This window comes from Cellulomonas sp. P4_B5_2 (assembly GCF_056402235.1).
The window spans coordinates 1-26,137 of record NZ_JBFUHU010000014.1; the positions used below are offsets into that span (position 1 = coordinate 1).

Annotated in this window: 28 protein-coding genes and 1 pseudogene; 23 read left to right on the plus strand and 6 right to left on the minus strand. The window is 72.8% G+C overall.

Going from position 1 to position 26,137, the window contains the following annotated elements; all coding sequences use genetic code 11:
- Positions 1-301 (plus strand): helix-turn-helix domain-containing protein (locus AC1DUQ_RS01900; protein WP_477073323.1); only part of this gene is annotated, 301 nt, incomplete at its 5' end.
- 4 nt (positions 302-305) lie between these two features.
- Here the strand turns inward: AC1DUQ_RS01900 and AC1DUQ_RS01905 are convergent.
- A complete protein-coding gene (locus AC1DUQ_RS01905) occupies positions 306-917 on the minus strand; it encodes a ClpP family protease (protein WP_477073324.1) in 612 nt (203 codons plus the stop codon).
- Positions 917-1,525 (minus strand): ClpP family protease, encoded by a 609-nt coding sequence (locus AC1DUQ_RS01910; protein WP_477060755.1) that lies wholly within the window; start codon positions 1,523-1,525, stop codon positions 917-919. The genes AC1DUQ_RS01905 and AC1DUQ_RS01910 overlap by 1 nt, the downstream gene beginning before the upstream one ends.
- 140 nt (positions 1,526-1,665) lie before the next feature.
- Here AC1DUQ_RS01910 and AC1DUQ_RS01915 point away from each other — a divergent pair, with 140 nt between their 5' ends.
- The 11 genes from AC1DUQ_RS01915 (at position 1,666) to AC1DUQ_RS01965 (ending at position 14,293) form a co-directional block, all read left to right on the plus strand.
- Positions 1,666-2,229 carry a hypothetical protein gene (locus AC1DUQ_RS01915; RefSeq protein WP_477060754.1) on the plus strand — a complete coding sequence of 188 codons (564 nt, stop codon included), beginning with the start codon at positions 1,666-1,668 and terminating at the stop codon, positions 2,227-2,229.
- Entirely contained in the window at positions 2,229-2,516 is a 288-nt protein-coding gene (locus tag AC1DUQ_RS01920; protein ID WP_477060753.1) for a transcriptional regulator, read from the plus strand. Before AC1DUQ_RS01915 ends, AC1DUQ_RS01920 begins: the two co-directional genes overlap by 1 nt.
- 14 nt (positions 2,517-2,530) lie before the next feature.
- Positions 2,531-3,331, plus strand: a complete 801-nt coding sequence (locus AC1DUQ_RS01925) for a pentapeptide repeat-containing protein (RefSeq protein ID WP_477060752.1) — start codon at positions 2,531-2,533, stop codon at positions 3,329-3,331.
- A gap of 110 nt (positions 3,332-3,441) precedes the next feature.
- Complete coding sequence (locus AC1DUQ_RS01930; protein WP_477060751.1) at positions 3,442-4,854, plus strand: cytochrome ubiquinol oxidase subunit I; 1,413 nt, start codon at positions 3,442-3,444, stop codon at positions 4,852-4,854.
- A gap of 12 nt (positions 4,855-4,866) precedes the next feature.
- Positions 4,867-5,922, plus strand: a complete 1,056-nt coding sequence (gene cydB, locus AC1DUQ_RS01935; RefSeq protein WP_477060750.1) for a cytochrome d ubiquinol oxidase subunit II — start codon at positions 4,867-4,869, stop codon at positions 5,920-5,922.
- Positions 5,919-6,686 (plus strand): glucose 1-dehydrogenase, encoded by a 768-nt coding sequence (locus AC1DUQ_RS01940; RefSeq protein WP_477060749.1) that lies wholly within the window; start codon positions 5,919-5,921, stop codon positions 6,684-6,686. The genes cydB and AC1DUQ_RS01940 overlap by 4 nt, the downstream gene beginning before the upstream one ends.
- A gap of 10 nt (positions 6,687-6,696) precedes the next feature.
- A complete protein-coding gene (locus AC1DUQ_RS01945; RefSeq protein WP_477060748.1) occupies positions 6,697-8,247 on the plus strand; it encodes a GMC family oxidoreductase in 1,551 nt (516 codons plus the stop codon).
- 23 nt (positions 8,248-8,270) lie between these two features.
- Complete coding sequence (locus tag AC1DUQ_RS01950) at positions 8,271-10,139, plus strand: glycoside hydrolase family 15 protein (protein ID WP_477060747.1); 1,869 nt, start codon at positions 8,271-8,273, stop codon at positions 10,137-10,139.
- Positions 10,136-11,449, plus strand: coding sequence for an NAD(P)/FAD-dependent oxidoreductase (locus tag AC1DUQ_RS01955; RefSeq protein WP_477060746.1), 1,314 nt, complete (start codon positions 10,136-10,138; stop codon positions 11,447-11,449). Before AC1DUQ_RS01950 ends, AC1DUQ_RS01955 begins: the two co-directional genes overlap by 4 nt.
- A gap of 162 nt (positions 11,450-11,611) precedes the next feature.
- The gene (locus AC1DUQ_RS01960) at positions 11,612-13,750 is read left to right on the plus strand and encodes a winged helix-turn-helix domain-containing protein (protein WP_477060745.1); all 2,139 of its coding nucleotides are present in this window, start codon (positions 11,612-11,614) and stop codon (positions 13,748-13,750) included.
- Positions 13,751-13,801: 51 nt separating this feature from the next.
- Positions 13,802-14,293 carry a VOC family protein gene (locus AC1DUQ_RS01965; RefSeq protein WP_477073325.1) on the plus strand — a complete coding sequence of 164 codons (492 nt, stop codon included), beginning with the start codon at positions 13,802-13,804 and terminating at the stop codon, positions 14,291-14,293.
- 4 nt (positions 14,294-14,297) lie between these two features.
- On the opposite strand, the gene AC1DUQ_RS01970 is transcribed toward AC1DUQ_RS01965, so the two are convergent.
- Together AC1DUQ_RS01970 and AC1DUQ_RS01975 are read right to left on the minus strand one after the other, a co-directional pair.
- Positions 14,298-15,173 carry an LLM class F420-dependent oxidoreductase gene (locus AC1DUQ_RS01970; protein ID WP_477060743.1) on the minus strand — a complete coding sequence of 292 codons (876 nt, stop codon included), beginning with the start codon at positions 15,171-15,173 and terminating at the stop codon, positions 14,298-14,300.
- Positions 15,174-15,238: 65 nt separating this feature from the next.
- Positions 15,239-16,084, minus strand: coding sequence for a UbiA family prenyltransferase (locus AC1DUQ_RS01975; RefSeq protein ID WP_477060742.1), 846 nt, complete (start codon positions 16,082-16,084; stop codon positions 15,239-15,241).
- 72 nt (positions 16,085-16,156) lie between these two features.
- Between AC1DUQ_RS01975 and AC1DUQ_RS01980 the strand changes: the two genes are divergently transcribed.
- Genes AC1DUQ_RS01980 through AC1DUQ_RS01990 form a run of 3 tightly spaced genes read left to right on the plus strand, consistent with a single transcriptional unit; the run spans position 16,157 to position 18,786 of the window.
- The gene (locus tag AC1DUQ_RS01980; protein WP_477060741.1) at positions 16,157-17,230 is read left to right on the plus strand and encodes a type III polyketide synthase; all 1,074 of its coding nucleotides are present in this window, start codon (positions 16,157-16,159) and stop codon (positions 17,228-17,230) included.
- Positions 17,231-17,755: an isoprenylcysteine carboxyl methyltransferase family protein gene (locus tag AC1DUQ_RS01985; RefSeq protein WP_477060740.1), complete on the plus strand. Its 525-nt coding sequence runs from the start codon at positions 17,231-17,233 to the stop codon at positions 17,753-17,755. It abuts the gene before it with no gap.
- Entirely contained in the window at positions 17,752-18,786 is a 1,035-nt protein-coding gene (locus tag AC1DUQ_RS01990; RefSeq protein WP_477060739.1) for an NAD(P)/FAD-dependent oxidoreductase, read from the plus strand. The genes AC1DUQ_RS01985 and AC1DUQ_RS01990 overlap by 4 nt, the downstream gene beginning before the upstream one ends.
- Before the next feature lies 1 nt (position 18,787).
- Here the strand turns inward: AC1DUQ_RS01990 and AC1DUQ_RS01995 are convergent, their stop codons facing one another.
- Positions 18,788-19,255, minus strand: a complete 468-nt coding sequence (locus AC1DUQ_RS01995) for an NUDIX hydrolase (protein ID WP_477060738.1) — start codon at positions 19,253-19,255, stop codon at positions 18,788-18,790.
- Positions 19,256-19,352: 97 nt separating this feature from the next.
- Here AC1DUQ_RS01995 and AC1DUQ_RS02000 point away from each other — a divergent pair, with 97 nt between their 5' ends.
- The 3 genes from AC1DUQ_RS02000 (at position 19,353) to AC1DUQ_RS02010 (ending at position 22,843) form a co-directional block, all read left to right on the plus strand.
- Complete coding sequence (locus tag AC1DUQ_RS02000; RefSeq protein WP_477060829.1) at positions 19,353-19,805, plus strand: S-ribosylhomocysteine lyase; 453 nt, start codon at positions 19,353-19,355, stop codon at positions 19,803-19,805.
- Positions 19,802-20,521 (plus strand): 5'-methylthioadenosine/adenosylhomocysteine nucleosidase, encoded by a 720-nt coding sequence (locus AC1DUQ_RS02005; RefSeq protein ID WP_477060737.1) that lies wholly within the window; start codon positions 19,802-19,804, stop codon positions 20,519-20,521. Before AC1DUQ_RS02000 ends, AC1DUQ_RS02005 begins: the two co-directional genes overlap by 4 nt.
- Before the next feature lie 78 nt (positions 20,522-20,599).
- A complete protein-coding gene (locus tag AC1DUQ_RS02010) occupies positions 20,600-22,843 on the plus strand; it encodes a winged helix-turn-helix domain-containing protein (RefSeq protein ID WP_477073326.1) in 2,244 nt (747 codons plus the stop codon).
- Positions 22,844-22,848: 5 nt separating this feature from the next.
- On the opposite strand, the gene AC1DUQ_RS02015 is transcribed toward AC1DUQ_RS02010, so the two are convergent.
- On the minus strand, positions 22,849-23,181 hold the full coding sequence (locus AC1DUQ_RS02015) for a carboxymuconolactone decarboxylase family protein (RefSeq protein WP_421733064.1): 333 nt from the start codon (positions 23,179-23,181) through the stop codon (positions 22,849-22,851).
- Positions 23,182-23,370: 189 nt separating this feature from the next.
- Between AC1DUQ_RS02015 and AC1DUQ_RS02020 the strand changes: the two are divergent.
- The 5 genes and pseudogenes from AC1DUQ_RS02020 to AC1DUQ_RS02040 form a co-directional block, all read left to right on the plus strand.
- Positions 23,371-23,685 (plus strand): annotated as a pseudogene (locus AC1DUQ_RS02020) (DUF6325 family protein); the annotation flags it as partial.
- Positions 23,686-23,755: 70 nt separating this feature from the next.
- Complete coding sequence (locus tag AC1DUQ_RS02025) at positions 23,756-24,058, plus strand: SHOCT domain-containing protein (protein WP_477060734.1); 303 nt, start codon at positions 23,756-23,758, stop codon at positions 24,056-24,058.
- 39 nt (positions 24,059-24,097) lie between these two features.
- On the plus strand, positions 24,098-24,475 hold the full coding sequence (locus AC1DUQ_RS02030; RefSeq protein ID WP_421740215.1) for an SHOCT domain-containing protein: 378 nt from the start codon (positions 24,098-24,100) through the stop codon (positions 24,473-24,475).
- Between the two features lie 68 nt (positions 24,476-24,543).
- Positions 24,544-25,227 (plus strand): hypothetical protein, encoded by a 684-nt coding sequence (locus AC1DUQ_RS02035; protein WP_477060733.1) that lies wholly within the window; start codon positions 24,544-24,546, stop codon positions 25,225-25,227.
- Positions 25,224-26,048 (plus strand): bestrophin-like domain, encoded by an 825-nt coding sequence (locus tag AC1DUQ_RS02040; protein ID WP_477060732.1) that lies wholly within the window; start codon positions 25,224-25,226, stop codon positions 26,046-26,048. Before AC1DUQ_RS02035 ends, AC1DUQ_RS02040 begins: the two co-directional genes overlap by 4 nt.
- Positions 26,049-26,137: the final 89 nt, after the last annotated feature.

Sequence of the window (26,137 nt, forward strand, 5' to 3'; positions counted from 1 at the left end):
GGACGCCCGCGTGTCCGTCGCCTATCTCTCCGAGGTCGAGCGCGGCCGCAAGGAGGCGTCGTCGGAGGTGCTCGCCGCCGTCTGCCGCGCGCTCGGACTGCGACTGGTCGACCTCGTCGGCACCGCGCACGCGCAGCTCGCGCGGGCGGAGGGCCGCGTGGTCGTGGACCTCACCGCACCCGCTGCCGTCGAACGGGCCGGCGCCGGGCGCGAGCTCGCCAGCATCACCACGCTGACGGCCCGCGCCGACGCCGCCGCACCGGTCGGCCGTGCCGGCGACGCGGTCCTGCTCGCCGCCTGACGCATCAGGCGATCGGCGGCACCTCCTTGAGCGTGGTCACCACCCGGTCCGCCAGGCCGTAGTCGACCGCCTGCTGCGCGGTGAGGATCAGGTCGCGCTCGGTGTCGGTGCGGAGCTTGGCCAGCGGTTGGCCCGTGTGCCGGTGCAGGATCTCGTCCACCTGCTCGCGCAGCCGCCCGATCTCCCGGGCCTGGATCTCCAGGTCGGCCGCGGTCCCCTCTCCCCCGCCCGACGGCTGGTGCAGCAGGACCCGCGCGTGCTCCAGGACGTGCCGGTTGCCGGGGGTGCCCGCCGCCAGGAGCACGGCCGCGGCCGACGCGGCCTGTCCGAGGCAGAAGGTGGCCACGGTCGGCTTGATGTACTGGATCGTGTCGTAGACGGCCAGCAGCGCGGTGAYCGAGCCGCCCGGCGAGTTGATGTACAGGTGGATGGGCGAGTCCTGGCTCTCCGACTGCAGGTGCAGCAGCTGCGCGATCACCACGTTGGCCACGCCGTCGTCGATCTCGGTGCCGAGGAAGATGATCCGGTCCGTGAGCAGCCGCGAGTAGACGTCCGACGCACGCTCGCCGGTCGGCCGCTGCTCGATGACCACCGGGATCGTGTACTGCCCGGCCATCACAGGCCCGCCCGTCGCAACGACGCGTCCGGCCGCACGTCGTCCAGGTGCTCGACCACGCGGTCGATGAACCCGTACGCCAGCGCCTCCTCGGCCGTGAACCAGCGGTCGCGGTCGGCGTCGCGCTCGATCGTCTCGACGGTCTGGCCGGTGTGCTCGGCGGTGAGCGACTGCATGGTGCGCTTCACGTGGGCCATGTTCTGCGCCTGGATCGCGATGTCGATCGCGGTGCCGCCGATGCCCCCGGACGGCTGGTGCATGAGCACACGCGAGTGCCGCAGCGCGTACCGCTTGCCCGGCGTCCCGGCACTGAGCAGGAACTGGGCCGCGCTCGCCGCCAGCCCCATCGCGAGCGTCGACACGTCGTTCGGGATGAGCCGCATGGTGTCGTACATCGCGAGCGCCGCACTCACCGAGCCGCCCGGCGAGTTGATGTAGAGGGCGATGTCCCGGCGCGGGTCCTCGGCGGACAGGAGGAGCAGCTGGGCGCAGACGCGGTTGGCGATGGTGTCGTCGACCTCCTGACCCAGCACGACGATGCGCTGGTGCAGCAGGCGGGTGGACAGGTCGTCGTCGAACGGGCGGACGGTGGGTGGGGCGGTGCTCATGGGGGCCTCCTCGTCGGATGCTGACCACTCGACCGTCACACGCGCCGACGGGCCACGGGTCCCGGGTCTGCCGTCGGCAGATCCGCCGACGGCAGACGTGCTACTTGCCAATCTGGAAAGTTCGACCCATACTTTCCACCATGGAAAGTAACCCGGAGCGCCCCGACCCCGACGACGCACGCGCAGACCTGGCGGTGGCCGACGAAGCGCGCCGGCGGCTGACCGCGGGCCTCCGACTGCCCACCGGCTTCCTCGTGGTGTTCGCCGGTGCGGTGGCGGTCCAGCTCGGCACCGCCGCCTACGGGATCGCCGCGCAGACGGTGGCCGGGCTCGCCGTCGTGCTGGCCGGGCTGGCGGTCTTCCTGGGGGTGGCCGCGCTCCTGCTGCACCGGTTCAGCCGGCTCAACGGGGTCCGGGTCGACGGTCTCGCCAGCCAGATCGTCCTCGCGGCCGGCGCCAGCGCCTCCCTGGTCTACCTCGGCGCGCTCGCCGCCGGGATCTGGGCCGCCTTCACGTCGCAGTGGTGGCTCGTCGCGCTGGCGTCCGTGGCCGGAGGAGTCGGCTGCGCGCTGGGCACCCGCCACTGGTGGCGGACCTACCGCCACGATCCGGCCGCCCACGAGCGTGGTGCCTCTCCGCGGGTGCTCGCGGCGCTCGCCGTGGTCGCGTGCCTGGGCTTCGCGGTGCTGCTGGTCGTCGGCTGATGGTCGGACTCGATCCGCTGATCCACGCCCCGACGCGGCTGCAGCTCGTCGCGACGTTGTCCGGGGTGTCCGAGGCCGAGTTCGCGACGTTGCGCGACGTCCTCGACGTCAGCGACTCGGTGCTCTCCAAGCACGTCTCGACGCTGGTCGAGGCCGGCTACCTGCACAGCCGCAAGGGCGTCCACGCGGGACGACGGACGACGTGGGTGGGGCTGACCGACGTCGGCCGGCAGGCCCTGCGAGACCATGTCGCGGCGGTGCGGCGGCTGATCGACGCGGTGGAGTGACCTAGCCTCGACGAGTGCCCGGTACCCGCCTCGAGCTGCGGTCCGACTGCGCCCGCTGCGTCGGCCTGTGCTGCGTCGCGCTGCCGTTCGCCCGGTCGTCGGACTTCGCGTTCGACAAGCCCGCCGCCGAACCGTGCAGGCACCTGCAGACCGACTTCCGGTGCGGGGTCCACGCCACCCTGCGGGATCGCGGCATGGCCGGGTGCACGGCGTACGAGTGCTTCGGTGCCGGCCAGCACGTCACGCAGGGGACGTTCGGTGGGCGGACCTGGCGCGACGACCCGGAGCTGGCGCGCGAGATGTTCGCGGTCTTCCCGGTCGTGCGGCACCTGCACGAGCTGCTCGCGTACCTCGCGGAGGCCCTCGCGATCCCCGAGGCAGCGGCCGTGCACCTGGACCTGGCACGCGCCCGCGACGAGATCGCAGCGGACGCGGACGGCGACCCTGCGCGGCTGGCGGAGGTCGACGTCGCAGCCCGCCGCCGTCAGGTGGGTCCGCTGCTGGGACGCGCGAGCGAGCTGGCCCGCGCCGGTCGACCCGGACCACGACACCGGGACGCGGACCTCGTCGGCGCCCGGCTCGGCGGCGCCGACCTGCGTGGAGCCGATCTGCGTGGCGCCTACCTGCTCGGCGCCGACCTGCGCGGTGCCGACCTGCGGCGCGCCGACCTCCTGGGCGCGGACCTGCGGGGCGCGGACCTCGCCGGCGCGAACCTGACCGACGCACTGTTCGTGACGCCTCCGCAGGTGGCCTCCGCCCGCGGCGACCGCGCCACCCTGCTCCCGTCCGGCCTGGTGGCACCCGCGCACTGGTGACCGCGGGTTTCATCCCGACGGGATGATGCTCCGCCGCGCCGCACGGTGCCACGCTCGGGACGAGCCGACGCGCCACCCGCACGCGTCCACCGGACCCGCACCGTCGAGGGATGGGAGCACGGGTGTCCGACCTCGACCTGGCGCGCCTGCAGTTCGCGTCGACGAGCATCTACCACTTCCTCTTCGTCCCGGTCACCATCGGCCTGGGCTTCCTGGTCGCCGTGCTGCACACGATGTGGTTCCGGTCCGGCAACCCCGACCACAAGCGGCTGACGAGGTTCTTCGGCACGCTGCTGCTGATCAACGTGGCCGTCGGCGTGGTGACGGGGCTGATCCAGGAGTTCCAGTTCGGGATGAACTGGTCGGCGTACTCGCGGTACGTCGGGGACGTGTTCGGGGCGCCGCTGGCGATGGAGGGGCTCGCCGCGTTCTTCCTCGAGTCGACGTTCATCGGGCTCTGGGTGTTCGGCTGGAACGTGCTCCCCCGGCGGGTTCACCTGCTGACCGTGTGGCTCGTCGCCGCCGGCGCCGCGGGGTCGGCCGCCTTCATCATGGCCGCGAACTCGTGGATGCAGAACCCGGTCGGCTACACCGTCGACCAGGCCACCGGGCGGCCCGAGCTGTCCGACATCGGCGCCGTGATGACCAACCCCGTCTTCCTGTGGGGATACGCGCACGTGCTGACCGCGTCGCTGGTCACGGGGTCGGTGCTCATGCTGGCGGTGTCGGCGTGGTACCTGCGCCGCGGCCGGCACACCGAGCTGTTCACGCGCTCGGCGAAGGTGTCGCTCGCCGTGCTGCTCCCGTCGATCCTGCTGGCGCTCGGTGTCGGCAGCCACCTCGGGGTCATCGAGGCGACGTACCAGCCGATGAAGATCGCCGCGGCCGAGGCGCAGTGGACCACGTGCCAGCCGTGCTCGTTCTCGGCGTTCCAGATCGGCGGCGGCAACAACGACCAGGACCCGTCGAAGATCATCGAGATCCCCCACCTGCTCTCGATCCTCGCCACCGGGACGTGGGACGGCGAGGTCCAGGGGATGGACGAGCTGAATGCGCAGTACCAGGAGCAGTACGGGCCCGGGGACTACGTGCCCAACGTCTTCGTGCAGTACTGGTCGATGCGCGTGATGGCGTACCTCGGCTCGCTCGCCGCGCTCGTCGCCCTCTGGGGCGTGTGGCTGGTCTGGCGCCGCCGGCTGCCGACGGCGCGCGTGTTCCTGTTCGTGGCGACGTGGGCCGTCGCCGCGCCGTTCCTCATGAACACGGCCGGCTGGATGCTCACCGAGAACGGCCGCCAGCCCTGGATCGTGCAGGGCCTCATGAAGACCTCCGACGGTGCCTCCCCGTCCGTCAGCGCCACCGAGCTGCTGGTCAGCCTCGTCGTGTTCTACGCCGCCTTCGTCGTGCTCGGTGCCGTCAACGTCTTCCTCATGCTCCGGTACGCGCGTCGCGGCCTGGAGCTCGAGGAGCCCGAGGACAGCGACGACGACGGCCGGCCCCGCGTCCCGGCCCTGACGTTCTGAGGAGGTGTCCCGATGACCCTGCCGACGCTGTGGTTCGTCATCGTCGCGTTCCTCTGGACCGGCTTCTTCGTGCTGGAGGGGTTCGACTTCGGCGTGGGCATGCTGCACAAGGCGGTGGGGCGCACCGACACCGAGGAGCGCGTCGCGATCAACTCCATCGGCCCCTTCTGGGACGGCAACGAGGTCTGGCTGATCGTCGGCGCCGCCGCGATCTTCGCCGCCTTCCCCAGCTGGTACGCCACGTGGTTCTCCGCGATGTACCTGCCGCTGGTGCTCCTGCTCGTGGCGCTCATCGGCCGGGGCGTCTCGTTCGAGTTCCGAGGGCGGATGGAGGCGACCCGCTGGCGGCAGACCTGGTCGTGGAGCCTGACGATCGGCAGCGCCCTGTGCCCTCTCCTCCTCGGCGTCGCACTCGGCAACCTCCTCGCCGGCCTGCCGGTCGACTCCTCCGAGGAGTTCACCGGCACGGTCGCCGACTCCGTCACGGGCTACGGCCTGCTCGTCGGGCTCACCCTCACCGCCCTGTGCGTGCTGCACGGCGCCACGTTCCTCGCTCTGCGGACCGAGGGTCCGGTGCGCCACCGCGCGCACCGCGCCGCCGCCGTCGCCCACGTCCCGGCGGCCGTGCTGCTGGTCGGACTCGCCGTCTGGACACCGTCCGTGTCCGACGCCCCCGCGCTGCGCGGTGTCCTGCCGCCCGCGCTCGCCGTGGTGGCGGTGCTCGCCGCGGGTGCCCTGCTGCGGGCGCACCGCGAGGGCTGGGCRTTCACGGCGACGGCGCTCGGGATCGCGCTGACCGTCGTGACGATCTTCGCCAACCTCTACCCGAACGTCCTGGTGTCCAGCTCCGCGGCGGCCGACAGCCTCACCGTCACGAGCACGGCGTCCGGGCCGTACGCGCTCAGGGTCATGACGATCGTCGCGCTGGTCCTCGTCCCCGTGGTGCTGCTGTACCAGGGCTGGACGTACGTCGTCTTCCGTCGCCGGGTCGTCGGCCCCGCGACGGCCGCACCACCGGACCCGAGCACGGGCCCGTCCGCACCTCTCGACGAAGGAGCACGCGCATGAGCCTGCACGGGAAAGTGGCGGTGGTCACGGGCGGTAACAGCGGCATCGGCAAGGCGGTCGTCCTGGCGCTCGCGGAGGCGGGGGCGAACATCGTCATCGACTTCGTCGCCCACCCCGAGGCCACCGAGGAGCTGGAGAAGCAGGTGCACGCCCTCGGCGACCAGGCCATCGGGGTGGACGCGGACGTCAGCAAGGTCGCGGACCTGGAGATGCTCGTCGCGCGCACGGTGGAGGCGTTCGGTCGCCTCGACATCATGGTGAACAACGCGGGCATCGAGACGCGCACGTCGGTCCTCGACACCACCGAGGAGCAGTACCAGCGCGTCATGGACATCAACCTCAAGAGCGCGTTCTTCGGCACCCAGATCGCCGCCAAGCAGATGATCAAGCAGGGCACGGGCGGCCGGATCATCAACATGACGTCGGTGCACGAGGACTGGCCCATGCCCGGGAACACCGCCTACTGCCTGTCCAAGGGCGGGATGCGGATGCTGACCCGGACCGCGGGCGTCGAGCTCGGGCCGCAGGGGGTGCAGGTGGTCGGCGTCGGGCCCGGCGCGGTCGCCACCCCGATCAACACGTCGACCATGAACGACCCCGAGAAGATGAAGACGCTCGACGCCGCCATCCCGCTCGGCCGGATGGCCGAGCCCGAGGAGATCGCCAGCCTCGTCGCCTTCCTGGCGGGCGACGGCGCGACGTACCTCACGGCCACGACGATCTTCGCCGACGGCGGCATCATGCACAGCAGCCCGGGTCTGTGAGGCGGACGAGATGACCGAGCACTACGACGTCGTCATCATCGGGTCGGGCGCGGGAGGCGGGACCCTCGCGCACCGCCTGGCCCCCTCGGGCAAGAAGATCCTCCTTCTCGAACGGGGCGACTGGCTGCCGCGCGAGCTGGCCAACTGGGACGCGACCGAGGTGTTCGTCAAGAACCGGTACGTCTCCAAGGACACCTGGTACGACCACCAGGGCCGGGCGTTCCAGCCGCAGGTGCACTACAACGTGGGCGGCGCGACCAAGTTCTACGGCGCCGCGCTCTACCGGCTGCGCGAGCGGGACTTCGGGGAGCTGCAGCACCACGGCGGTATCTCGCCGGCGTGGACGGTCGGGTACGACGAGTTCGAGCCGTACTACACGCAGGCCGAGGACCTGTACCAGGTGCACGGCGCGCGCGGCGAGGACCCCACCGAACCGCCGTCGAGCGGCCCGTACCCGTTCCCCCCGGTGTCGCACGAGCCGCGCATCCAGCGCCTCTTCGACGACATGGCGAAGATCGGCCTGCACCCGTTCCACTCCCCCTCGGGCATCATGCTTGACGAGGCGAACCCGGCCTACAGCCCCTGCATCCGCACCGCCACGTGCGACGGGTTCGCGTGCCTGCTGCACGCCAAGTCCGACGCGGAGGTCATCGCGGTGCGGCCCGCCGTGGAGCACCCGAACGTCACGCTGGTCCGCAACGCCGAGGTGCGCCGGCTGGAGACCGACGACTCCGGGCGCACGGTGACCTCGGTGGTCGCCCACGTCGACGGCGTCGAGCAGCGGTTCTCCGGCGATGTCGTCGTGGTCTCGGCCGGTGCCGCCAACTCGGCGAAGCTCCTCCTGGCCAGCGCCAACGACCGGCACCCGAACGGTCTGGCCAACGGGTCCGACCACGTGGGCCGCCACTACATGTTCCACAACAGCCGGGCGTTCCTGGCGATCTCCATCGAGCGCAACGACACCCGGTTCCAGAAGACCCTCGGCGTCAACGACTACTACTTCGGCGACGAGCACTTCGCGTTCCCCATGGGCAACGTGCAGATGGTCGGCAAGTCGTCCGCGCCGATGTACCGCGGCGAGAAGCCCATCGCGAAGCTTGCGCCGCTGTTCGCCCTCGAGGAGGTCGCGGAGCACGCGGTCGACTTCTGGCTGTCGGCCGAGGACCTGCCCGACCCCGACAACCGCGTGACCCTGGGCAACCACGGGGACATCGTGCTGACGTACACCCCGAACAACCGGCAGCCCCTCGACGAGCTGTACAGCCGGGTCAAGCACAACCTCGGGCACCTCGGCATGCACCCGCACCACCTCGTCCCCCGGGACCTGTACATGAAGAACGACATCCCGGTCGCAGGCTGCGCGCACCAGGCCGGCACGGTCCGGTTCGGCGACGACCCGGCGACGTCGGTGCTCGACCGCGACTGCAGGACGCACGAGGTGGACAACCTCTACGTCGTCGACACCAGCTTCTTCCCGAGCATCGGCGCGGTGAACCCCGCGCTCACGGCCATGGCGAACGCCCTGCGGGTCGGCGACCACCTGCTCGCCCGGCTCGCCTGAGGACAACCCACCAGGAGGACACCGTGGACTCGAACAGCCCGGAATCGCCGTTCCCGCCGATCGCCCAGTACGCCTTCCTCTCGGACTGCCACACGGGCGCCCTCGTCGCACCGGACGGGTCGGTCGACTGGTTGTGCGCCCCCCGGTTCGACAGCCAGAGCGTGTTCGGCAGCCTGCTCGACCGCGGCGCCGGCTACTTCCGGTTCGCGCCGTACGGGATCAACGTGCCGACGTCCCGTGCGTACGACCCCGGCACCAACGTGCTCGTCACCACGTGGCACACGCCGTCCGGGTGGGTGGAGGTCCGCGACGCGCTCACCATGGCCCGGCGCGAGGGTCCCGACGAGACGACGCCGCACACGCGCCCGCCCTCCGACGACGACGCCGAGCACCTGCTGGTGCGGACCGCGACGTGCCTCGAGGGGTCCGTGCGCATCGAGCTCGTGTGCGACCCGGCGTTCGACTACGGCCGGACGCGGTCGCCGTGGTCGCTCGACGCGGTGGGCGGCCACACGGCGGACATCAGCGGGAACGGGCTGTCGCTGCGCCTGCACACCGATCTCGCCCTGGGTGTCGAGGGCGACGCGCTCCGCGGCCGGCACGAGCTCGCCGCGGGCGAGACGGTGTTCTGCGCGCTGTCGTGGGGCGCCTCGCTCGACGGCCCCGCCGACTCGGACGACGCGGTGGCAAGGATCGCGGCGACCCGCGACTTCTGGCGGCGCTGGCTGGGCCGGGCGCTCATGCCCGACCACCGCCTGCGGCCCTACGTCGAACGCTCCGCGCTGGTGATCAAAGGGCTGACCTTCATGCCGACCGGCGCCACGGTGGCCGCCCTGACGACCTCGCTGCCCGAGACCCCCGGCGGCGAGCGCAACTGGGACTACCGGTTCACCTGGATGCGGGACTCGACGTTCACGCTCCAGGCGCTGCACTACCTGCGGCTCGACTGGGAGGCCGACGAGTTCATGCAGTTCGTCGCGGACGTCGAGCCCAACGAGGACGGCGCGCTGCAGATCATGTACGGCATCGACGGCCGGCGCGACCTCACCGAGACTACCCGCGACGAGCTCACCGGGTACCAGGGCGCGCGCCCCGTCCGCCTCGGCAACGGCGCCTTCGACCAGAAGCAGAACGACGTCTTCGGCTCCGTGCTGGACTCGATCCTGCTGCACACCCGGCGCAGCGAACGGCTGCCCGCGCGGCTGTGGCCGATCGTCAAGGCCCAGGCGCAGTGCGCCGCAGCGATCTGGCAGCAGCCCGACCAGGGCATCTGGGAGGCGCGCGGCAAGCCGCAGCACTACGTGTCGTCGAAGATCATGTGCTGGGTCGCCATGGACCGTGCGGCCCAGCTGGCAGGCATCCGCGGCGAGCCGGACCTGGAGGCGTCCTGGTCCGCCACCGCGGCCGAGATCAAGGCCGACATCCTCTCCCACGGCGTGAGCGACCGCGGGGTCCTGCGGCAGCACTACGACACGGACGCGCTCGACGCCTCGACCCTGCTGGCGGCGCACTTCGGCCTGCTGCCCGGCACCGACGAGCGCCTGCACGCGAGCGTCCTCGCCATCGCCGACGAGCTCTCCGAGAACGGGTTCGTCCTGCGCTACAAGACCGACGAGACCGACGACGGGATGTCCGGCAAGGAGGGCACGTTCGTCATCTGCTCGTTCTGGCTGGTCTCGGCCCTCATGGTGGTCGGCGAGAGGCAGCGCGCTCTCGACCTCATGGAGCGCCTGCTCCGGATCGCCTCCCCGTTCGGGCTGTACGCCGAGGAGTTCGAGGTGGACGCCGCGCGGCACCTGGGCAACATCCCGCAGGCGTTCTCGCACCTCGCCCTCATCGAGGCCGCCGCGCGGATCATCCTGGCGGAGCGCGTCCAGGAGATGTCGCTGTGACGGACGTCCTGGTCCTCGGGGGCGGCCTGGCCGGCGTGGCGGCGGCGCAGGTCCTCGGCGAGGCGGGCGTGCACACCACGCTCGTCGACCGCACCGACTACCACCAGTTCCAGCCCCTGCTCTACCAGGTGGCCACGTCGCAGCTGCCGGCCGAGGACGTCGCCCGGCCGCTGCGCGCGATCTTCGCGGACGTGCCGAGCGTCGACGTCGTGGTCCAGGGGGTCGCGTCCGCCTCGCTCGCGGACCGCACGCTCGTCCTCGACGACGGCCGGTCCATGTCCGCCGATCACGTGGTGTTCGCCGCCGGCGCCCGCCCGAACTTCTTCGGCATCCCCGGCGCACGCGAGCACGCCTTCCCGCTCTACTCGGTGGCTGATGCCGAGCGGCTGCGCCGGCACCACCGCGCTCTGGTCGTCGACGAGTCCGCCCACGGGACCTTCGGACCGCACGCGCGCGACGTCGTGGTGGTCGGCGGGGGCCCGACCGGCGTCGAGGTCTCGGGCGCCCTCGCCGAGCTGGTGAAGGCGCTGCAGGTCCAGGGCCGCGTTCCCGACGACGTCCAGGTGCACCTGGTCGACCGGGGGAAGGCGGTGCTGGGCCAGTTCTCCTCGCGCGCGCAGACGTACGCGCACCGGCACCTGACCGAGGACGGCGTCGACCTGCGGCTGGGCGTCGGCGTGAAGGAGGTCCACGCGGACAGGGTCGACCTCGACGACGGGACGAGCCTGCCGACGCGGACCGTCATCTGGGCGGGCGGCGAGTCGGCCTCGGCCATCGCGCAGGACGCGGGGCCCAGCACCGGCCGCGGCGGCAGGATCGACGTCCGGTCGGACCTGGGCGTCGAGGGCTTCGCCGGGGTGTGGGCCGTCGGCGACGTGGCGAACATCCCCTCGGGACCGCAGGCCGGGGAGGCGACGCTCCCCCAGCTCGGGTCGGTCGCGCAGCAGTCCGGCCGCTGGGCCGCGCAGAACATCCTGCGCTCCGAGCAGGGCGACGACGTGGCGCCGTTCCACTACAAGGACAAGGGCATCATGGCGATGATCGGCCGCAACGCCGCCGTCGCCGAGGTCGGTGCGCACCGCCACGAGGTGGACGGTCCGCTCGCGTTCGCCGCCTGGCTCGGGGTCCACGCGATGCTGCTCAGCGGCGTGCACAGCCGCACCGACGCGTTCCTCAGCTGGGCGTGGGACTACTTCGACCGCGACCATGCCGCGACCGTCGAGTCGCACGACTCGCCGCGCCGGATCGCGTGGGGCGACGACACCGACGACGTCCCGCACATCGACCTGGCTGCCCCCACGCCGGACTGACCGGGAGCCGCCTCCTTGTGCGTAGGGTGCCCGGGGGTAGCGTGACCCGGTGTGGGGGAACGTCACGTTTGGTCCGTTTCGTCCGCGCGGGTTCGTCGAGCGGCGTCCGGGCGGGAGACGGACCCCGTCGACACGGGTCGACCTCGCGCGCACGCAGGCGTCGTGCCCCGCGCCGCGCTGGTCGACCAGCTCATGGCCTCGCGTGCGCGGGTGGTCGCCATCGTCGCTCCACCCGGGTACGGCAAGTCGGCCGTGCTCGCCCAGTGGGCGGAGCGCCTGGCAGGGGCCGCGGTGTGGCACACCTGCACCGAGGCCGACAACGACCCCGTCGCCCTCCTGACCGCTCTCGGCCGCGCGGCGGGTCCGGGACCCGGCGTCGTGTCCGTCGCGGGACTGGTGTCCACCCTCGCCGCTCACCCACCGCGCACCCTGCTCCTCGACGACCTGCAGGCCATCACCCACGCGGGCAGCATCAACGTGCTCACCGACGTCGTCGACCGGCTGCCCGAGACCTGGCGCGTGGGTTTCACCTCCCGGGCCCGGCCCCGCCTGCCCGTCGCCCGGCTCCGCGCCTCCGGCCAGCTCCTCGAGATGGGGTCGGCCGAGCTCGCGCTGCGCGACGACGAGGTCGCCGACGTGCTCGCGCGCACAGGCATCACGCTGGCGCCCGCCGCGGCGACCGACCTCCTGCGCCGGACGGAAGGGTGGCCGGTGAGCGTCTGGCTCGCCGCCCTGGCGTTGCACGCCGGCGGCGACCCGGGAGCGGGCAGCTTCACGGGGGACGACGCGTACATGCGCGAGTACCTGCGGACCGAGGTGCTCGCCGGGCTGAGTGCGCGCGAGACCGCCCTGCTCGTCCGCTGCTCGATCCTCGACGAGCTGTCGGGCCCGGTCTGCGACGCGGTGCTGCGCGCCCGCTCCTCGGGCGCGGCCCTGGAGCACCTGGCCGCGCACGGGGTCGTGCAGCCGGTGGACCGCGGGGGTGAGCGGTACAGGTGCCACCCCCTCCTGCAGGAGCTGCTCGCCGCGGAGCTGCACCGCAAGGAGCCCGAGCTCGTCCCTGAGCTCCACCGTCGCGCGGGACTCTGGTACGCGGACGCGGATCGGCCGGGGCCCGCCGTCGCGCACGCACGTCTGAGCCACGACCTCCAGCAGGTGGCCGACCTGGTCCTGAGGTGGGCCCAGCCGACCTGGGCGGCCGGCGGCATCGACATCGTCCGGCAGTGGATGTCCTGGCTGGAGGAGGCCGAGGACGTCGACTCCTTCCCCGCGGTCGCCGCGCACGCCTCGCTGGTCTTCGCCCTGGTCGGCGACTCCGCGAAGGCCGAGCAGTGGTCGGCGCGGGCGAGGGCGACGCGCCGGAGCGGCCCGCTCCCGGACGGCAGCACCGTCGAGGGTGTCCTGGCGTACCTGCACGCGATCGAGGCGCGCCACGGGACCCAGCAGATGCGTCTCGACGCTCGGACCGCGTGGAACGGGCTGTCCCCCGCCAGCCCCTTCCGAGCCACGATGCTGCACACGGAAGGCCTCGCCGCCCTGCTCGAGGGCGACCTCGACGCGGCCGACGACCTGTTCGTCGACGCCATGGACGCGGCGGAGGCGTCGCGTGCGCAGCCGCTCGTGGCCGTCACCCTATGCGAGCGCGCCGCGGTCGCCGTCGCGCGGGACGACTGGCCGGCGGCCCTCGCCATGGTCGACCGGGCCGGGGCGATCGTCGACCGGGAGGGCCACGCCACCTACTGGACCAGCGCGCTCGTGCATGCCTGGGCCGCCCGCGCGGCGCTGCACCGCGGCCTGCGCGACGAGGCGATCGCCCACACGCGTCGCGCCCTGGCCGTGCGCCACCTGCTCACCCCTGCCCTACCCGTGGTCTCCACGCAGGCGCTCCTGGTGACCGCCCGAGCCGCGCTCGGGGTCGGTGACCTCCATGCGGCGGCCTCGGCGGTGCGCCAGGCGGAGGACATCGTGCACCGGCGGCCCGGCCTGGGAGACCTCCCCGACCACGTCGCGGCGCTGGCTGGGCTCGTGCACGAGGCCGCGGCGCTCGGCCGGACCGACCCGCTCACGCCGGCGGAGGTGCGGCTCATGCCGCTGTTGGCGACGCACCTCACGTTCCCTCTGATCGCCGAGCGTCTCGGCGTGTCGCGCAACACTGTGAAGACGCAGGCCATCTCGACCTACCGCAAGCTCGGTGTCTCCTCGCGGAACGAGGCGGTGGCGGTCTGGGAACAGCTCGACGGATCGGCGGGCCGAGGACTGCCCGAGGATGTCGAGATCCCCGACCCGGCTCCGACCACCTGACGAAGGACGCCGGGCACCGGGCCCCGCGTCGCTCACACCGGAGGTACCGCCATGCAGACCATCAGCCCGTTCCTGTGGTTCGACGACGAGGCAGAGCAGGCCGCCGAGCGCTACGTGTCGATCTTCCCGAACTCCCGCATCGTCTCGGTCGCCCGCTACGGCGAGGGCGCCCCGCAGCCGGCCGGCACCGCCTTCACCGTGAGCTTCGTGCTCGACGGCCTGGAGGTCCAGGCGCTCAACGGTGGTCCGATGTACTCCTTCACCGAGGCGTTCTCCATGCAGGTGTCCGTCCAGGACCAGGCGGAGTRCGACCGCGTGTGGGACGCCCTGACCGCGGACGGCGGCGAGCCGGGGGCCTGCGGCTGGCTCAAGGACCGCTGGGGCCTGTCCTGGCAGGTGATCCCGACCGCCCTGCCCGAGCTGCTGAGCAACCCCGACCCCGCCCGCGCAGGCCGCGCCCTGAACGCGATGCTCACCATGAGCAAGCTCGACGTCGCGGCGCTGCGCGCGGCGGCGGACGGGGTCGAGGTCGCGACGGCCTAGACCGTCAGCCGAGGTCCGCGACCGCCGGCACCGCCGGGGCGACCGCGTCCCGCACCCACGCCGACAGGCTGGTGGCCGGCGGTCGCAGGATCACGGTCTCGACGCCGAGCTTCGCGTACGGCGTCATCTGCTCGACGAACGTGTCGACGTCGCCGGTCAGGAGCGTGTCCCCGCCGTGCAGCAGGGTCACCCGGATCTCGGCGGGGTCGCGGCCGACGTCCTCGCAGTGGCCCTTGAGGACGTCGAGCTTGTGGGCGACCTGGTCGGGGGTCGTCGCGAAGAGGTTGCAGGCGTCGCCGTACTGGGCCACCAGGCGCAGCGTCTTGCGCTCACCGCCGCCGCCGATCAGGAGCTCGGGACGCGTCAGCGGCTGGGGCGAGCAGAGAGTCTGCGCCAGCTGGTAGTGCTTGCCGTCGAAGGGTCCGTCGTTCGTCGGGTCCCACATCTGGCGGCTGATCTGGAGCGTCTCCTCGAGCCGCTCGAACCGCTCGGCCAGCGGCGGGTACGGCACGCCGAGCCCGCGGTGCTCCTCCTCGTACCAGGCGGCCCCGATGCCGAGCGTCGCGCGCCCGCCGCTGAGCACGTCGAGCGTGGCGACGATCTTGGCCAGCAGCCCGGGGTGCCGGTACGTCACGCCGGTGACCAGGACGCCGAGCTGCACGTTCGACGTGACACCGGCCAGGTAGCCGAGCGTCGTGTAGGCCTCGAGCATCGGGTCCTCGGCGGGGAACCCGGCCGCGGTCATCTGGAAGTAGTGGTCCATGACGGAGACCCAGGCGAGGCCGGCCTCCTCGGCCGCCGACGCGGTGTCGGCCAGCTCCTGACGCAGGGCGGACGGCTCGACCGAGTCGAACCGCATGAGGTGGACACCGACGCGCACGGCTGCTCCTTGGATCGGGGGTGTCCTTGCACCCTGCCCCTTCGAGTGCGCTCGAAGTCAAGCGGTCAGCCCACCACCCAGTCCGAGAGCACCAGCAGGACGACGTCGACCGCAGCGACACCGATCGCGAACGTGAACGGCAGCCGGCTGCGCCCGCCGCTCAGTGCCAGCACGGTGCCGGCGATCGTCAGCCCGACCGCGAGGACGAGCGCGCCGGCGGCGATCGCGCGCGGAGGACCGGGGGGCGCCAGGACGAGCAGCACCGTCGCGCCGACGAGCGCGAGGGCCGTGCCGATGCTCGTCGCCGTGCCACCCACCCGGTGCGGCAGCCCGCGCACGCCGGTGGCCCGGTCGTCCTGCAGGTCGGGCACCACGTTGGCCCCGTGCGCGCCGACCCCGAGCAGGGCGCCTGCCGCGATCGCCCACCACGCGGCGACCGGTGCGCCGGGCAGGGCCAGCGCGATGGCCAGCGGCAGGAACCCGAACGAGAAGGCGTAGGGCGCCCAGGACCACACCGTGCTCTTCAGGCGCGCGTTGTAGGCCCAGGCCGACGCGACCGTCGCCAGGTGCACCAGGCCCGCCTTCCACCCGAGCGCGAGCGAGAGGACGACGCAGGCGGCGGCGGCCGACAGTGCCGCGGTCCGGACCGTCGAGACGCTCAGGCGGCCCGTGCCGACGGGCTTGTCCGTCCGGCCGACCGCCGCGTCCCGCTCGGCGTCGATCCAGTCGTTCGACCAGCCCACCGAGAGCTGCCCAGCCAGGACCGCCGCGCCGACGAGGGCGGTGGTCAGCGGTGGAGCCCCGGCGCCCGCGGCCATGGCGATCGAGAACGCGGTGACCGCGACGGTCGGGCCCGGGTGGCTCGCCAGCGCGAGGTCACGGGCGCCCTGACGCAATGAGCCCTCGGTCACGGCGCCATCGTCGCAGGTCGCACCTCACGCGTGGGACCTTGCGCCCTGGCGTCCGCATGGCACGATGCCCGAATGGTGCGCATCGCCTCGATCGCCCCCGTCCTCCCCCGGCACGTCCACGCCCAGAGCGAGATCACCGCCACGATCGCCCCGCTGCTCTCGTCGGACCCGCGACGCAGCGCCACGATCGAGCGGATCCACGCCGCGACCGGCATCGAGACGCGCCACCTGGCCCTGCCCCTCGACGAGTACGCCGGGCTCACCACCTTCACGGCCGCCAACGACGCGTTCGTGCGCGAGGGCACGGCGCTCGCGGCCGAGGCGTGCCGGCTGGCCCTGGCCGCGGCCGGTCTGGGCGCCGCCGACGTCGACTTCCTGCTGTTCACCTCCGTCACCGGCATCGCCACGCCGTCGCTCGACGCGCTCCTGGTCGAACGGCTCGGGCTGCGCCCGGACCTCAAGCGGCTCCCCGTGTTCGGGCTCGGCTGCGTCGCGGGCGCCGCCGGGATCGCCCGGGTCCGCGACTACCTGCAGGGCCACCCGCAGGACGTGGCCCTCCTGGTGTCGGTCGAGCTGTGCTCGCTGACGCTCCAGCAGGGGGACGACTCGATGGCGAACATCGTGTCCAGCGGGCTCTTCGGGGACGGCGCCGCGGCGGTCGTCATGGTGGGCAGCGACCGCGCCGCGCAGGTCGAGGGCGGCGTCGACGTCGTGGACTCCCGGAGCGCGCTGTACCCGGACACCACCGACGCGCTGGGCTGGGACATCGGCGGCAGCGGGTTCCGGATCGTGCTCGCGGCGAGCCTGGCCGACCTCGTCGAGCAGCACCTCGGGGCGGGCGTGGTCGACCTGCTGGCGGCGCACCAGCTCAAGGTCGCCGACGTGGGCACGTGGGTGGCGCACACGGGGGGACCGCGCATCCTGCAGGCGGCGGCCCGCGGCCTGGGCCTGCCCGACGAGGCGTTCGCGGCGAGCTGGCGGTCGCTGTCCCGGGTGGGCAACCTCAGCTCGTCGGGCGTGCTGCACGTGCTGGCCGACGAGCTCGCCGCCGGCGGTCAGATCCCCGGGTCCGCGGGAGTCCTGTTCGCCATCGGTCCGGGCGTGTGCACCGAGACCGTCCTGCTGCGCTGGCCCGAGGAGCCGTAGGTGACCTGGTACGACTGGCTGATCGTCGTCGTCGCGCTCGAGCGCCTGGCCGAGCTGGTGGTCTCGCAGAGGCACGTGACCTGGGCGTTCGCGCACGGGGGCGTCGAGACGGGCAAGCGCCACTACCCGCCGATGGTCGCCCTGCACACCGGGCTGCTGGTTGCGTGCCTGGTCGAGGTGCACGTGGCCGACCGGCCGTTCCTGCCCGCGCTGGGCTGGACGGCACTGGCCCTCGTGGTGGCCGCGAACGCGCTGCGCTGGTGGTGCATCGCGACGCTCGGCAACCAGTGGAGCACCCGCGTCATCGTGGTGCCCGGGATCGCCCTGGTGAAGCGCGGTCCGTACCGGTGGCTGAGCCATCCCAACTACGTCGCCGTCGCCGTCGAGGGCGCCGCCCTCCCCCTGGTGCACACCGCCTGGGTCACCGCGGTCGCGTTCACCGTGCTCAACGCCGTGCTGCTGCTCGGTTTCCGGATCCCCACCGAGGAGCGCGCGCTGCGGTCCGTCAGCCAGGCCGCGGCATGACCGACGTCGACCTGCTGGTGATCGGGGGCGGTCCGATCGGGCTCGCGGCCGCGATCGAGGGACGTCTGGCCGGCCTGTCGGTCGTCGTCGTGGAGCCGCGGGCCACCCCCGTGGACAAGGCGTGCGGCGAGGGTCTCCTCCCGGGGGCGGTCGCGGCACTGGCTCGCCTCGGCGTCCACCCCGAGGGACATCCGCTGGCCGGGATCCGGTACCTGCGTGGCACGGTCGTCGCCGACCACCCGTTCGCGACCGCACCGGGCCTCGGGGTCCGCCGGACCGTCCTGCACGCCGCGCTCGCGCGTCGCGCGGCCGAGCTCGGCGCCGTCGTCGTCACCGGCCGGGGCGGCGCGGTCGAGCAGGACGAGTCCTCCGTCTGGTGCGCGGGGATCCGGGGCCGCTGGCTGCTCGCCTGCGACGGCCTGCACTCGACGGTCCGCCGGCAGGTGGACCTCGCGGTCCAGCGCCGCGCGACGGGTCGACGGTTCGGCGTCCGCAAGCACTTCCGGGCGGAGCCGTGGACCGACATGGTCGAGGTGCACTGGGGTCGGTCCGTCGAGGCCTACGTGACACCGGTGGCGGACGACATCGTCGGGGTGGCGCTCCTCGGGCCCGCCCGCCACGACTTCGACAGCACGCTCGAGACGTTCGGCGCCCTGCGCCGCCACTTCGGTGCCGGGCAGACGCTCGGTCCCGCCCGCGGCGCCGGCCCGTTGCACCAGCAGACCCGCCGCCGCACCGCGGGGCGCGTGCGGCTCGTCGGCGACGCGTCCGGCTACGTCGACGCCCTCACCGGCGAGGGTGTCCGCGTCGGGCTGGCGCAGGCCCGCGCCGCCGTCGCCACCCTCGACGACGACGTGCACCGCTCGAACGCGGCCTACGAGAAGGCGTGGACCTCCGCGACCCGGGACTACCGGCTCATCACCAGCGGCCTGCTCGTCGCGGCCGGGTCGCCCCTGCGGCGCGGGATCGTGCCCCTCGCCGCCGCGGCACCGGGGCTCTACGGCGCCGTGGTCGAGCGGCTCGCGCGTTAGCTCAGGCGCCGAACGACGCCGGTCCGTCGGGCGCCAGTGCGCTCTCGATCCGGCGATGCATCTCCGCGGACATCGGCGGGAGCGCGTCGAGCGGGAACCAGGCCGCCTCGGTGTTCTCTCCGTCCTCGGGGAAGGGCTCGCCCGACACGTACCGGAACCGGAACGTGAGGTCGAGATACTGGGCCCGGTCGCCGTTCTCGTACGTCATCGGAGGCAGCGCGTGCACGGAGGCCAGCCGCTCGGGGACGGCGACGACCGACGCCTCCTCCATCACCTCGCGCGCCCCCGCCACCGCCGGCTCCTCGCCGGGGTCGACGATGCCGGTCACGGGCGTCCACGCGCCGTTGTCCGAGCGTTTCACCAGGAGCACCTCGTCGCCGCGCAGGACGACCGCGGTCACGCCCGGCAGCCAGAGCAGGTGGTGCCCGACGGCGGAGCGCAGGTCCAGGACGTACTCGGGGGTCGGCACCGGCCGATCGTACGAGGACCGGTTCGGTCGCACGCGCCGGTCGGGGGACAATGGACGCCTCCGATCGCGAAGGACCTGTGCCGTGAACCAGCCCCGCATGAACGTCGAGTCGTTCAACCTCGACCACCGGACCGTCGTCGCGCCCTACGTGCGCCTGGCCGACACCAAGCAGCTGCCCGCCGGTGACGTCATCCAGAAGTACGACGTCCGCTTCACCCAGCCGAACGTCGCGCACCTGGAGATGCCGACGATCCACTCGCTCGAGCACCTGTTCGCGGAGCACTCGCGCAACCACTCCGAGCGGGTCATCGACTTCTCCCCGATGGGCTGCCAGACCGGGTTCTACCTGATCCTGCAGGGCGAGTGGGCGTACGACGACGTGCTCGGCCTGGTGCAGGACACGCTCACCGACATCACGACGGCCACCGAGGTGCCCGCAGCCAACGAGGTGCAGTGCGGCTGGGGCGCCAACCACACCCTGACCGGGGCGCAGGACGCGGCGCGGACCTTCCTGGGCGCGCGCGAGCAGTGGAGCACGGTCACCGCATGATCGCCGTCGACGCGGTCATCGTCACGGCGATGGCCGACGAGGCCGCCGCCTTCGTGAACCGGGCGGACGTCGCCGGCGACCCGACCCCGATGGGCCACGCCGAGCACCGGCTGCTCACGATCTCGGGTCGGCAGGTGCTGCTCGTGCAGTGCGGCATCGGGCTCGTCAACTCCGCGACCGCGGCCGCCGTGGCCATCCAGGGCACGCACCCGCGTGCGGTGATCAGCGCGGGCAGCGCGGGCGGGCTCGGCACCGGGGTGCGCGTCGGCGACGTCGTGGTGGGGTCCGAGTACCTCTACTCCGGAGCGGACGCGCGGGCGTTCGGGTACGAGCTGGGGCAGGTGCCGGGCATGCCCGAGGTCTACGAGGCCGAGCAGATCCTGCACGACGCCGCGGCGACCGCGACGGTGGACCTGCGCGTCGTGAGCGGCATGATCCTGTCCGGCGACGCGTTCATCGACGCCAGCCGCGTCGACCGCATCCGTACGGCGTTCCCGTCGGCCATGGCCACCGACATGGAGTCCGCCGCGCTGGCGCACACCGCTCACCTGTACGGGGTGCCGTTCCTCTCGGTCCGCGGCATCTCGGACCTGTGCGGTCCGGTGGCGGGCGCCGACTTCCTCACGCACGTCGACGACGCCGCCGACCGCTCGGCCACGGTCGTCATCGAGGTCCTGCGGCGCCTCGCCGTCGGCGACATGGTCCACTCCCGCTGATCCCTGGCAGCGGTCGCCCGACACACCCGATCTGCCCGGTCTTGTCCGATCGCGCACCCGGGGCCCTAGTCTGGCCGGGTGAGGCCTGAGCAATCGGGCGTCCACAGGGGGAACGCGCTCGGCGCGGTGCTGCTGGACGCCAAGCTGGCCGTACCGGCGCATCGGGCCGGCACGGTGAGTCGTGCAGCGCTGGTCGGGTCGGCACGGACGCGCGGCAGGCGGGTCGTCGGCATCACCGCCCCGGCCGGGTACGGCAAGACCACCCTCCTGACGGAGTGGCTGCGGCTGGAGGACCGCCCGGTCGCGTGGGTGTCCCTCGACCGGTTCGACGACGACCCGGCCCGCCTGCTGACTGTGCTGGCCTCCGCGTGCGTCCGGCTGGGGCTGGTCGACCCCGCCGTCGAGGACGAGATGGGTGGCCCCAGGGCCTCCGTCCTGGCCCGCTCCGCTCCCCGGCTCGGCGCTGCGCTGCGGGCGAGCCCGCTCCCGTTCGTGCTCATGCTGGACGACCTCCACGAGATCCGGTCCTCCGCGTGCCACGACGCGCTGGGCGTGGTGATCGCAGGCGTCCCACCCGGATCCCAGCTGGTGGCGGCGAGCCGCGACGAGCAGCCGCACATCCCGCGGCTGCGCGCTCTCGGCGACACGTTCGAGATCGGCCCGCGCGACCTGGCGCTCGACGCGGCCGGCACCCGGACGGTGTTCGCCGCCTCCGACGTCGACCTCTCCCCCGAGGCCGCGAGCGCGGTGACCGCGCGCACCGAGGGCTGGCCGGTCGGCGTGTACCTCGCGTCGCTCATCGCCCGGGACGGCGGCGGCGACGCGGTCGCCATCACCGGTGACGACCGGTACGTGGCCGACTACCTGCAGCGGGAGGCCTTCGGCCGGCTGCCGGCGGACGCCCGGCAGTTCCTGCTGCACACCGCCGTGCTCGAGCACCTCAGCGCGCCCCTGTGCGACGCGGTGCTCGACGAGCCTGGCGCGGACGAGCAGCTGCGCCGGCTCGAGGCGACGAACGTGTTCCTCGTCCCGCTCGACCGCCGGCGCGAGTGGTTCCGGTACCACGCGCTGTTCCGCGAGTTCCTGCTCGCCGAGCTCCAGCGGTGCGAGCCCGACGGGGTGCGCAAGCTCCAGCTGCGCGCCGCGGACTGGTACGAGGCCCACGACTCCCCCGGGCTCGCGGTCGAGCACCTGCTCTCGACCGACGAGCGGGACAGGACCGCGATCCTGGTGGCCACCCTGGCGAACCCCACGTACCAGACCGGGCAGATCGCCACGGTGCAACGATGGATCGACGAGCTGGGTGCCGCCGCGGCCGAGGCCTACCCTCCGCTGGCGCTCATCGCCGGCTACGTGGCCGCGTTCACGGGGCAGACGCAGCAGGCGCAGCGCTGGGCCGCCGTCGTCGACGCCGCGTCGTTCCCGCACGTCCCCCCCGACGGCAGCGCCTCGTTCGACTCCGGTCGGGCCATGTTCCGCGCGCTCCTGTGCGCGCACGGGCCGCAGCAGATGCAGGTGGACGCCGAGCTCGCTCTCCGGCTCGAGCCCGAGTGGAGCGTCTGGCGTGACAACGCACAGGCCCTGGCGGGCGAGGCCGCGCTGCTCGCCGGGGACCTGGACCGTGCCCGGTCGCTGTTCGCGTCGGCGATCGAGTCCCCGACCGGGAACGTCAATGCGGACACCCTCGTGTTCGCGGCCGCCGAGCTCGCCCTGCTGGAGATGGACCACGGCCGGTGGACCGAGGCGGCGACCCTGCTGGCTCCGGGGCTGGGGGTGCTCGAGACCCATCGCATGCAGGACTACGCCACGTGCGTCCTGGCGCTGGCCGCCGCCGCGCGGCTGGCCCTGCACCTCGGCGACACGGAGGAGGCTCAACGGCAGCTGACCCGGGCGATGCGCGCCCGGCCCGTGTGCACCTACGTGCTCCCCTTCATCGCCGTCCGTACTCGCCTCGAGCTGGCCAGGGTGTGCTGGGGACTGGGCGACCAGCCTGCCGCGCGCCACCTGCTGCACGAGATCGACGACCTGCTGCTGCGCCGACCCGAGCTCGGCACGCTGGTGGACGAGGTGGGCGCACTCYGGGGGGCGCTCGCGTCGGCGGCCCCCTCGCGCGCCCAGGGCGTCTCTCCGCTCACCCCGGCCGAGCTGCGCCTCCTGCCGTACCTGCAGACGCACCTGACCATCCGCGAGATCGGCGACCGGCTCTTCGTCTCCCGGAACACGGCGAGCTCGGAGATCGGCTCGATCTACCGCAAGCTCGGGGTCTCGTCCCGGGGCGAGGCGGTCAAGCGGGCGACCGCGATCGGCCTGCTCGGGGCGTAGCGCGCTCAGTCCCCTGCACCGTCCGAGGGCTCGATCACGTCGAACCCCAGGGCGAGCGCGAGCTTGGGTGCCGCCGCGACGACGCAGGGCAGCCCGACGATCGGGATGATCCCCGCCACCACGTCGACGATCTCTCCCGCGGTCGCGCCGGCGCCCACCGCGGCGTCCGCCTCGGCCCCGTAGCTGGGCTGCGCGCCCCCGATGGCGACGAGGGCGGCGATCCGCGCGAGCGCCAGCGTCCGGACGTCGAGCTCCTGCGGCTGCGCCTCCAGGGGGTCGTCGTCCTCGAGGTGCCTGTCGTTGAGTGCCAGCCGACGCAGTCGCTCGATGTAGTCCACGGTCCACCTCCGTCGTCCCATCGACCCATGCCGGGGCGGGCTGCGGCATCACGTAGATGGGATGAAAGGGATCTTCATGCGTTCTGCATGACGACTCGCAGGCCCGCGGCGCCGGAGAGTGGCGATGTCCCCCAGCGGGGACCGACGACGAGGACGCCCCACACGAGGGGGCAGGAGAGGCGGCGGACGATGACGGAGGACACCACCGATCTCGAGGAGATCGGTCCGATCGACTACCTGGTGATCGAGCTCCCGACCGCGAGCATGGACGGGTCCGCGTTCGAGCACCTGCTCGACCTGGTGGGCCGCGGGCTGATCCGCGTCCTGGACCTCGCCTTCCTGAGCAAGGCAGCGGACGGCAGCGTGTCCGGGGTCTCGCTCGACGAGGTGCCCGGGGGCGTCAACCTGACGTTCTTCGAGGGAGCGTCCTCCGGCCTGCTGGGCGACGACGACCTCGACGAGGCGGGCACGGCCATCGAGCCGGGGACGACCGCCGCGCTGCTCGTCTACGAGAACGTCTGGGCGAGCCCGTCGCCTGACGGGCGATCGACAGCACACCGAGAGGACGAGACCGATGCCAGGACTCATCCGCGGGGTCGCCCGCACCGCCGCCATCGCCGGGACCGCCACGGCGGTCTCCAACCGCGTCTCGCGCCGCCAGGCGGGGCGCTGGGCCGCCCAAGAGGCCCCGCAGGAGGCCGCTCCGGCCCCCACGTACGCCGCCCCGCCTCCGCCTCCGCCGCCGGCCGCCGCAGCGGCACCGGCGATGGACGACAGGCTCGCCCAGCTCGCGCAGCTCGGCACCCTGCGCGACGCGGGAGTCCTGACCGACGCCGAGTTCGAGGTCCAGAAGGCCCGCATCCTCGGCGGGTACTGACCTCCGAGTTTCCGACACACCGAGAGAGACGAGACGTCCGTGGACACGTTCGCGCAGTGGTTCTGGCTGATGGTCTGGTGGTTCCTCTTCTTCGCCTACCTGGTGATCCTCTTCCAGATCATCGGCGACCTGTTCCGCGACAAGGAGCTCAGCGGGTGGCTCAAGGCGGTCTGGATGATCGCCCTCGTGTTCCTGCCCTTCCTCACCGCGTTCATCTACGTGGTGTCCCGCGGTCGGAGCATGGCCGAGCGACAGACGGCGGCGATGGTCCAGGCCAAGGAGGACACCGACACCTACATCCGGGGGGTGGCGGGCAAGTCGCCGGCCAGCCAGATCAGCGACGCGAAGGCGCTGCTCGACCAGGGGGCGATCGACGAGCAGGAGTTCGCCACGCTCAAGGCCAGGGCACTGGCCTGACCTCGGGCGCCCGGGTGGTCGGAGGGGGCCACCCGGGACCGCCCGGGGGCCGACGAGGACGGTGAGCCGTGGACGACGCGCAGGACGACCACCCCACGGGCTGGCATCGGCATCTCGAGCTCGTCGCGACGATCCTGCTGGCCGTCGCGACCGTGACGACGGCGTGGTCGGCGTTCCAGAGCAGCAAGTGGGGCGGCTACTCGACGGCCTCCTACAGCGCCGCGACGGCGGGCCGCACGCTCTCGAACCGGTCGGCCACCCTGGCCGGGCAGCAGACGATCATCGACGTCACGCTGTTCACGGACTGGCTGGCCGCGGTGAACGAGGAGCAGGGTCAGGTCCTTCCCCCGTCGTACGTGCCGGACCCGACGACGTACTCGGGGTTCCTGTACGAGCGGTTCCGTCCCGAGTTCCGGCCGGCCCTGCACGCCTGGCTCGCCGAGGACCCGGCGACCGATCCCGACGCGCCGCCGAGCCCGTTCGCGATGGACGAGTACGTCCTCGCCGCCGCGCAGGAGTCCCAGCGGCTCGAGTCGTCCGCCGACGCGTCTGCCACGATCGCTCGTGAGGCGAACCAGCGGAAGGACAACTATGTGCTCGCCACCGTCATGTGCGCGTCGGTGCTCTTCTTCTGCGGGATCGGCGGCAAGCTCAGCTCCGTCCGGAGCCGCACGGCGATGATCGCGCTCGCGGGTGTGTTCCTCCTCGCGACCATCGGCGTGCTCGCCACCTTCCCGGTGCGCTTCGGATGAGCGTGCTCGCGTCGGGCACGCTCGCCCTCGCGATCACCGCGCTCACCGTGGTCGCGATGCTGCTCGTCCGACGTCGCTCCCCCGAGGGCAGCTGGTTCAGCGACGGCGACCGCGCGTCGGGCGTGTTCGGCGTCCTGGCCACCGGGTTCTCGGTGCTCCTCGGCTTCATCATCTTCCTGGCGTTCCAGTCCTACGACGAGGCCCGGTCCGGCGCGCAGCTCGAGGCCGAGCTCGTGGCCCAGCAGCTGCAGACCGCGCAGCTGATGCCCGAGGACGTGCGCGACGAGCTCACCGGCGAGCTGGTCTGCTACGCCCGGACGGTGGTCCGGACGGAGTGGCCCGCCATGGTGGCCGGGACGATCGGCGACTCCGTGAACCCGTGGGGCGTCGCGATGTTCCAGACGTTCCGCGACGTCGACCCGCAGACGAACGCGGAGCAGTCGGCGTACGACCGGTGGGCCGACGAGACCGCCGACCGGCAGCAGGCGCGTCAGTCGCGGGTGCACGGCGCCGAGGGCCTCATCCCGCTGCCCCTCTGGATCGTGCTGTACATCGTCGCGGCCGTGATCTTCGTCTACATGCTGTTCTTCGCCGACTCGGCGGAGCGGGCGCCTACCCAGGCCGTCCTCATGGGCAGCGTGACGCTCGTCATCACCCTCCTCCTGCTGCTCATCGGCTTCTTCGACCATCCGCACGGGCCCGGCGTCGGCAAGCTGCAGCCGATCGCGATGGAGCGCACCCTCGCGCTCATGGACACGCAGGGGGCCGCCATCGGTCTCGTCCTCGACCCGCCGTGCGACGCCGACGGCCGGGCCGGCTGACCCGCCACCCTCGCAGGACGGGCGACACCGGCGGAGCGCACTACCCTCGGTCCGTGGTCGTGCGACGCCGGACGACCGACGCACCGAGA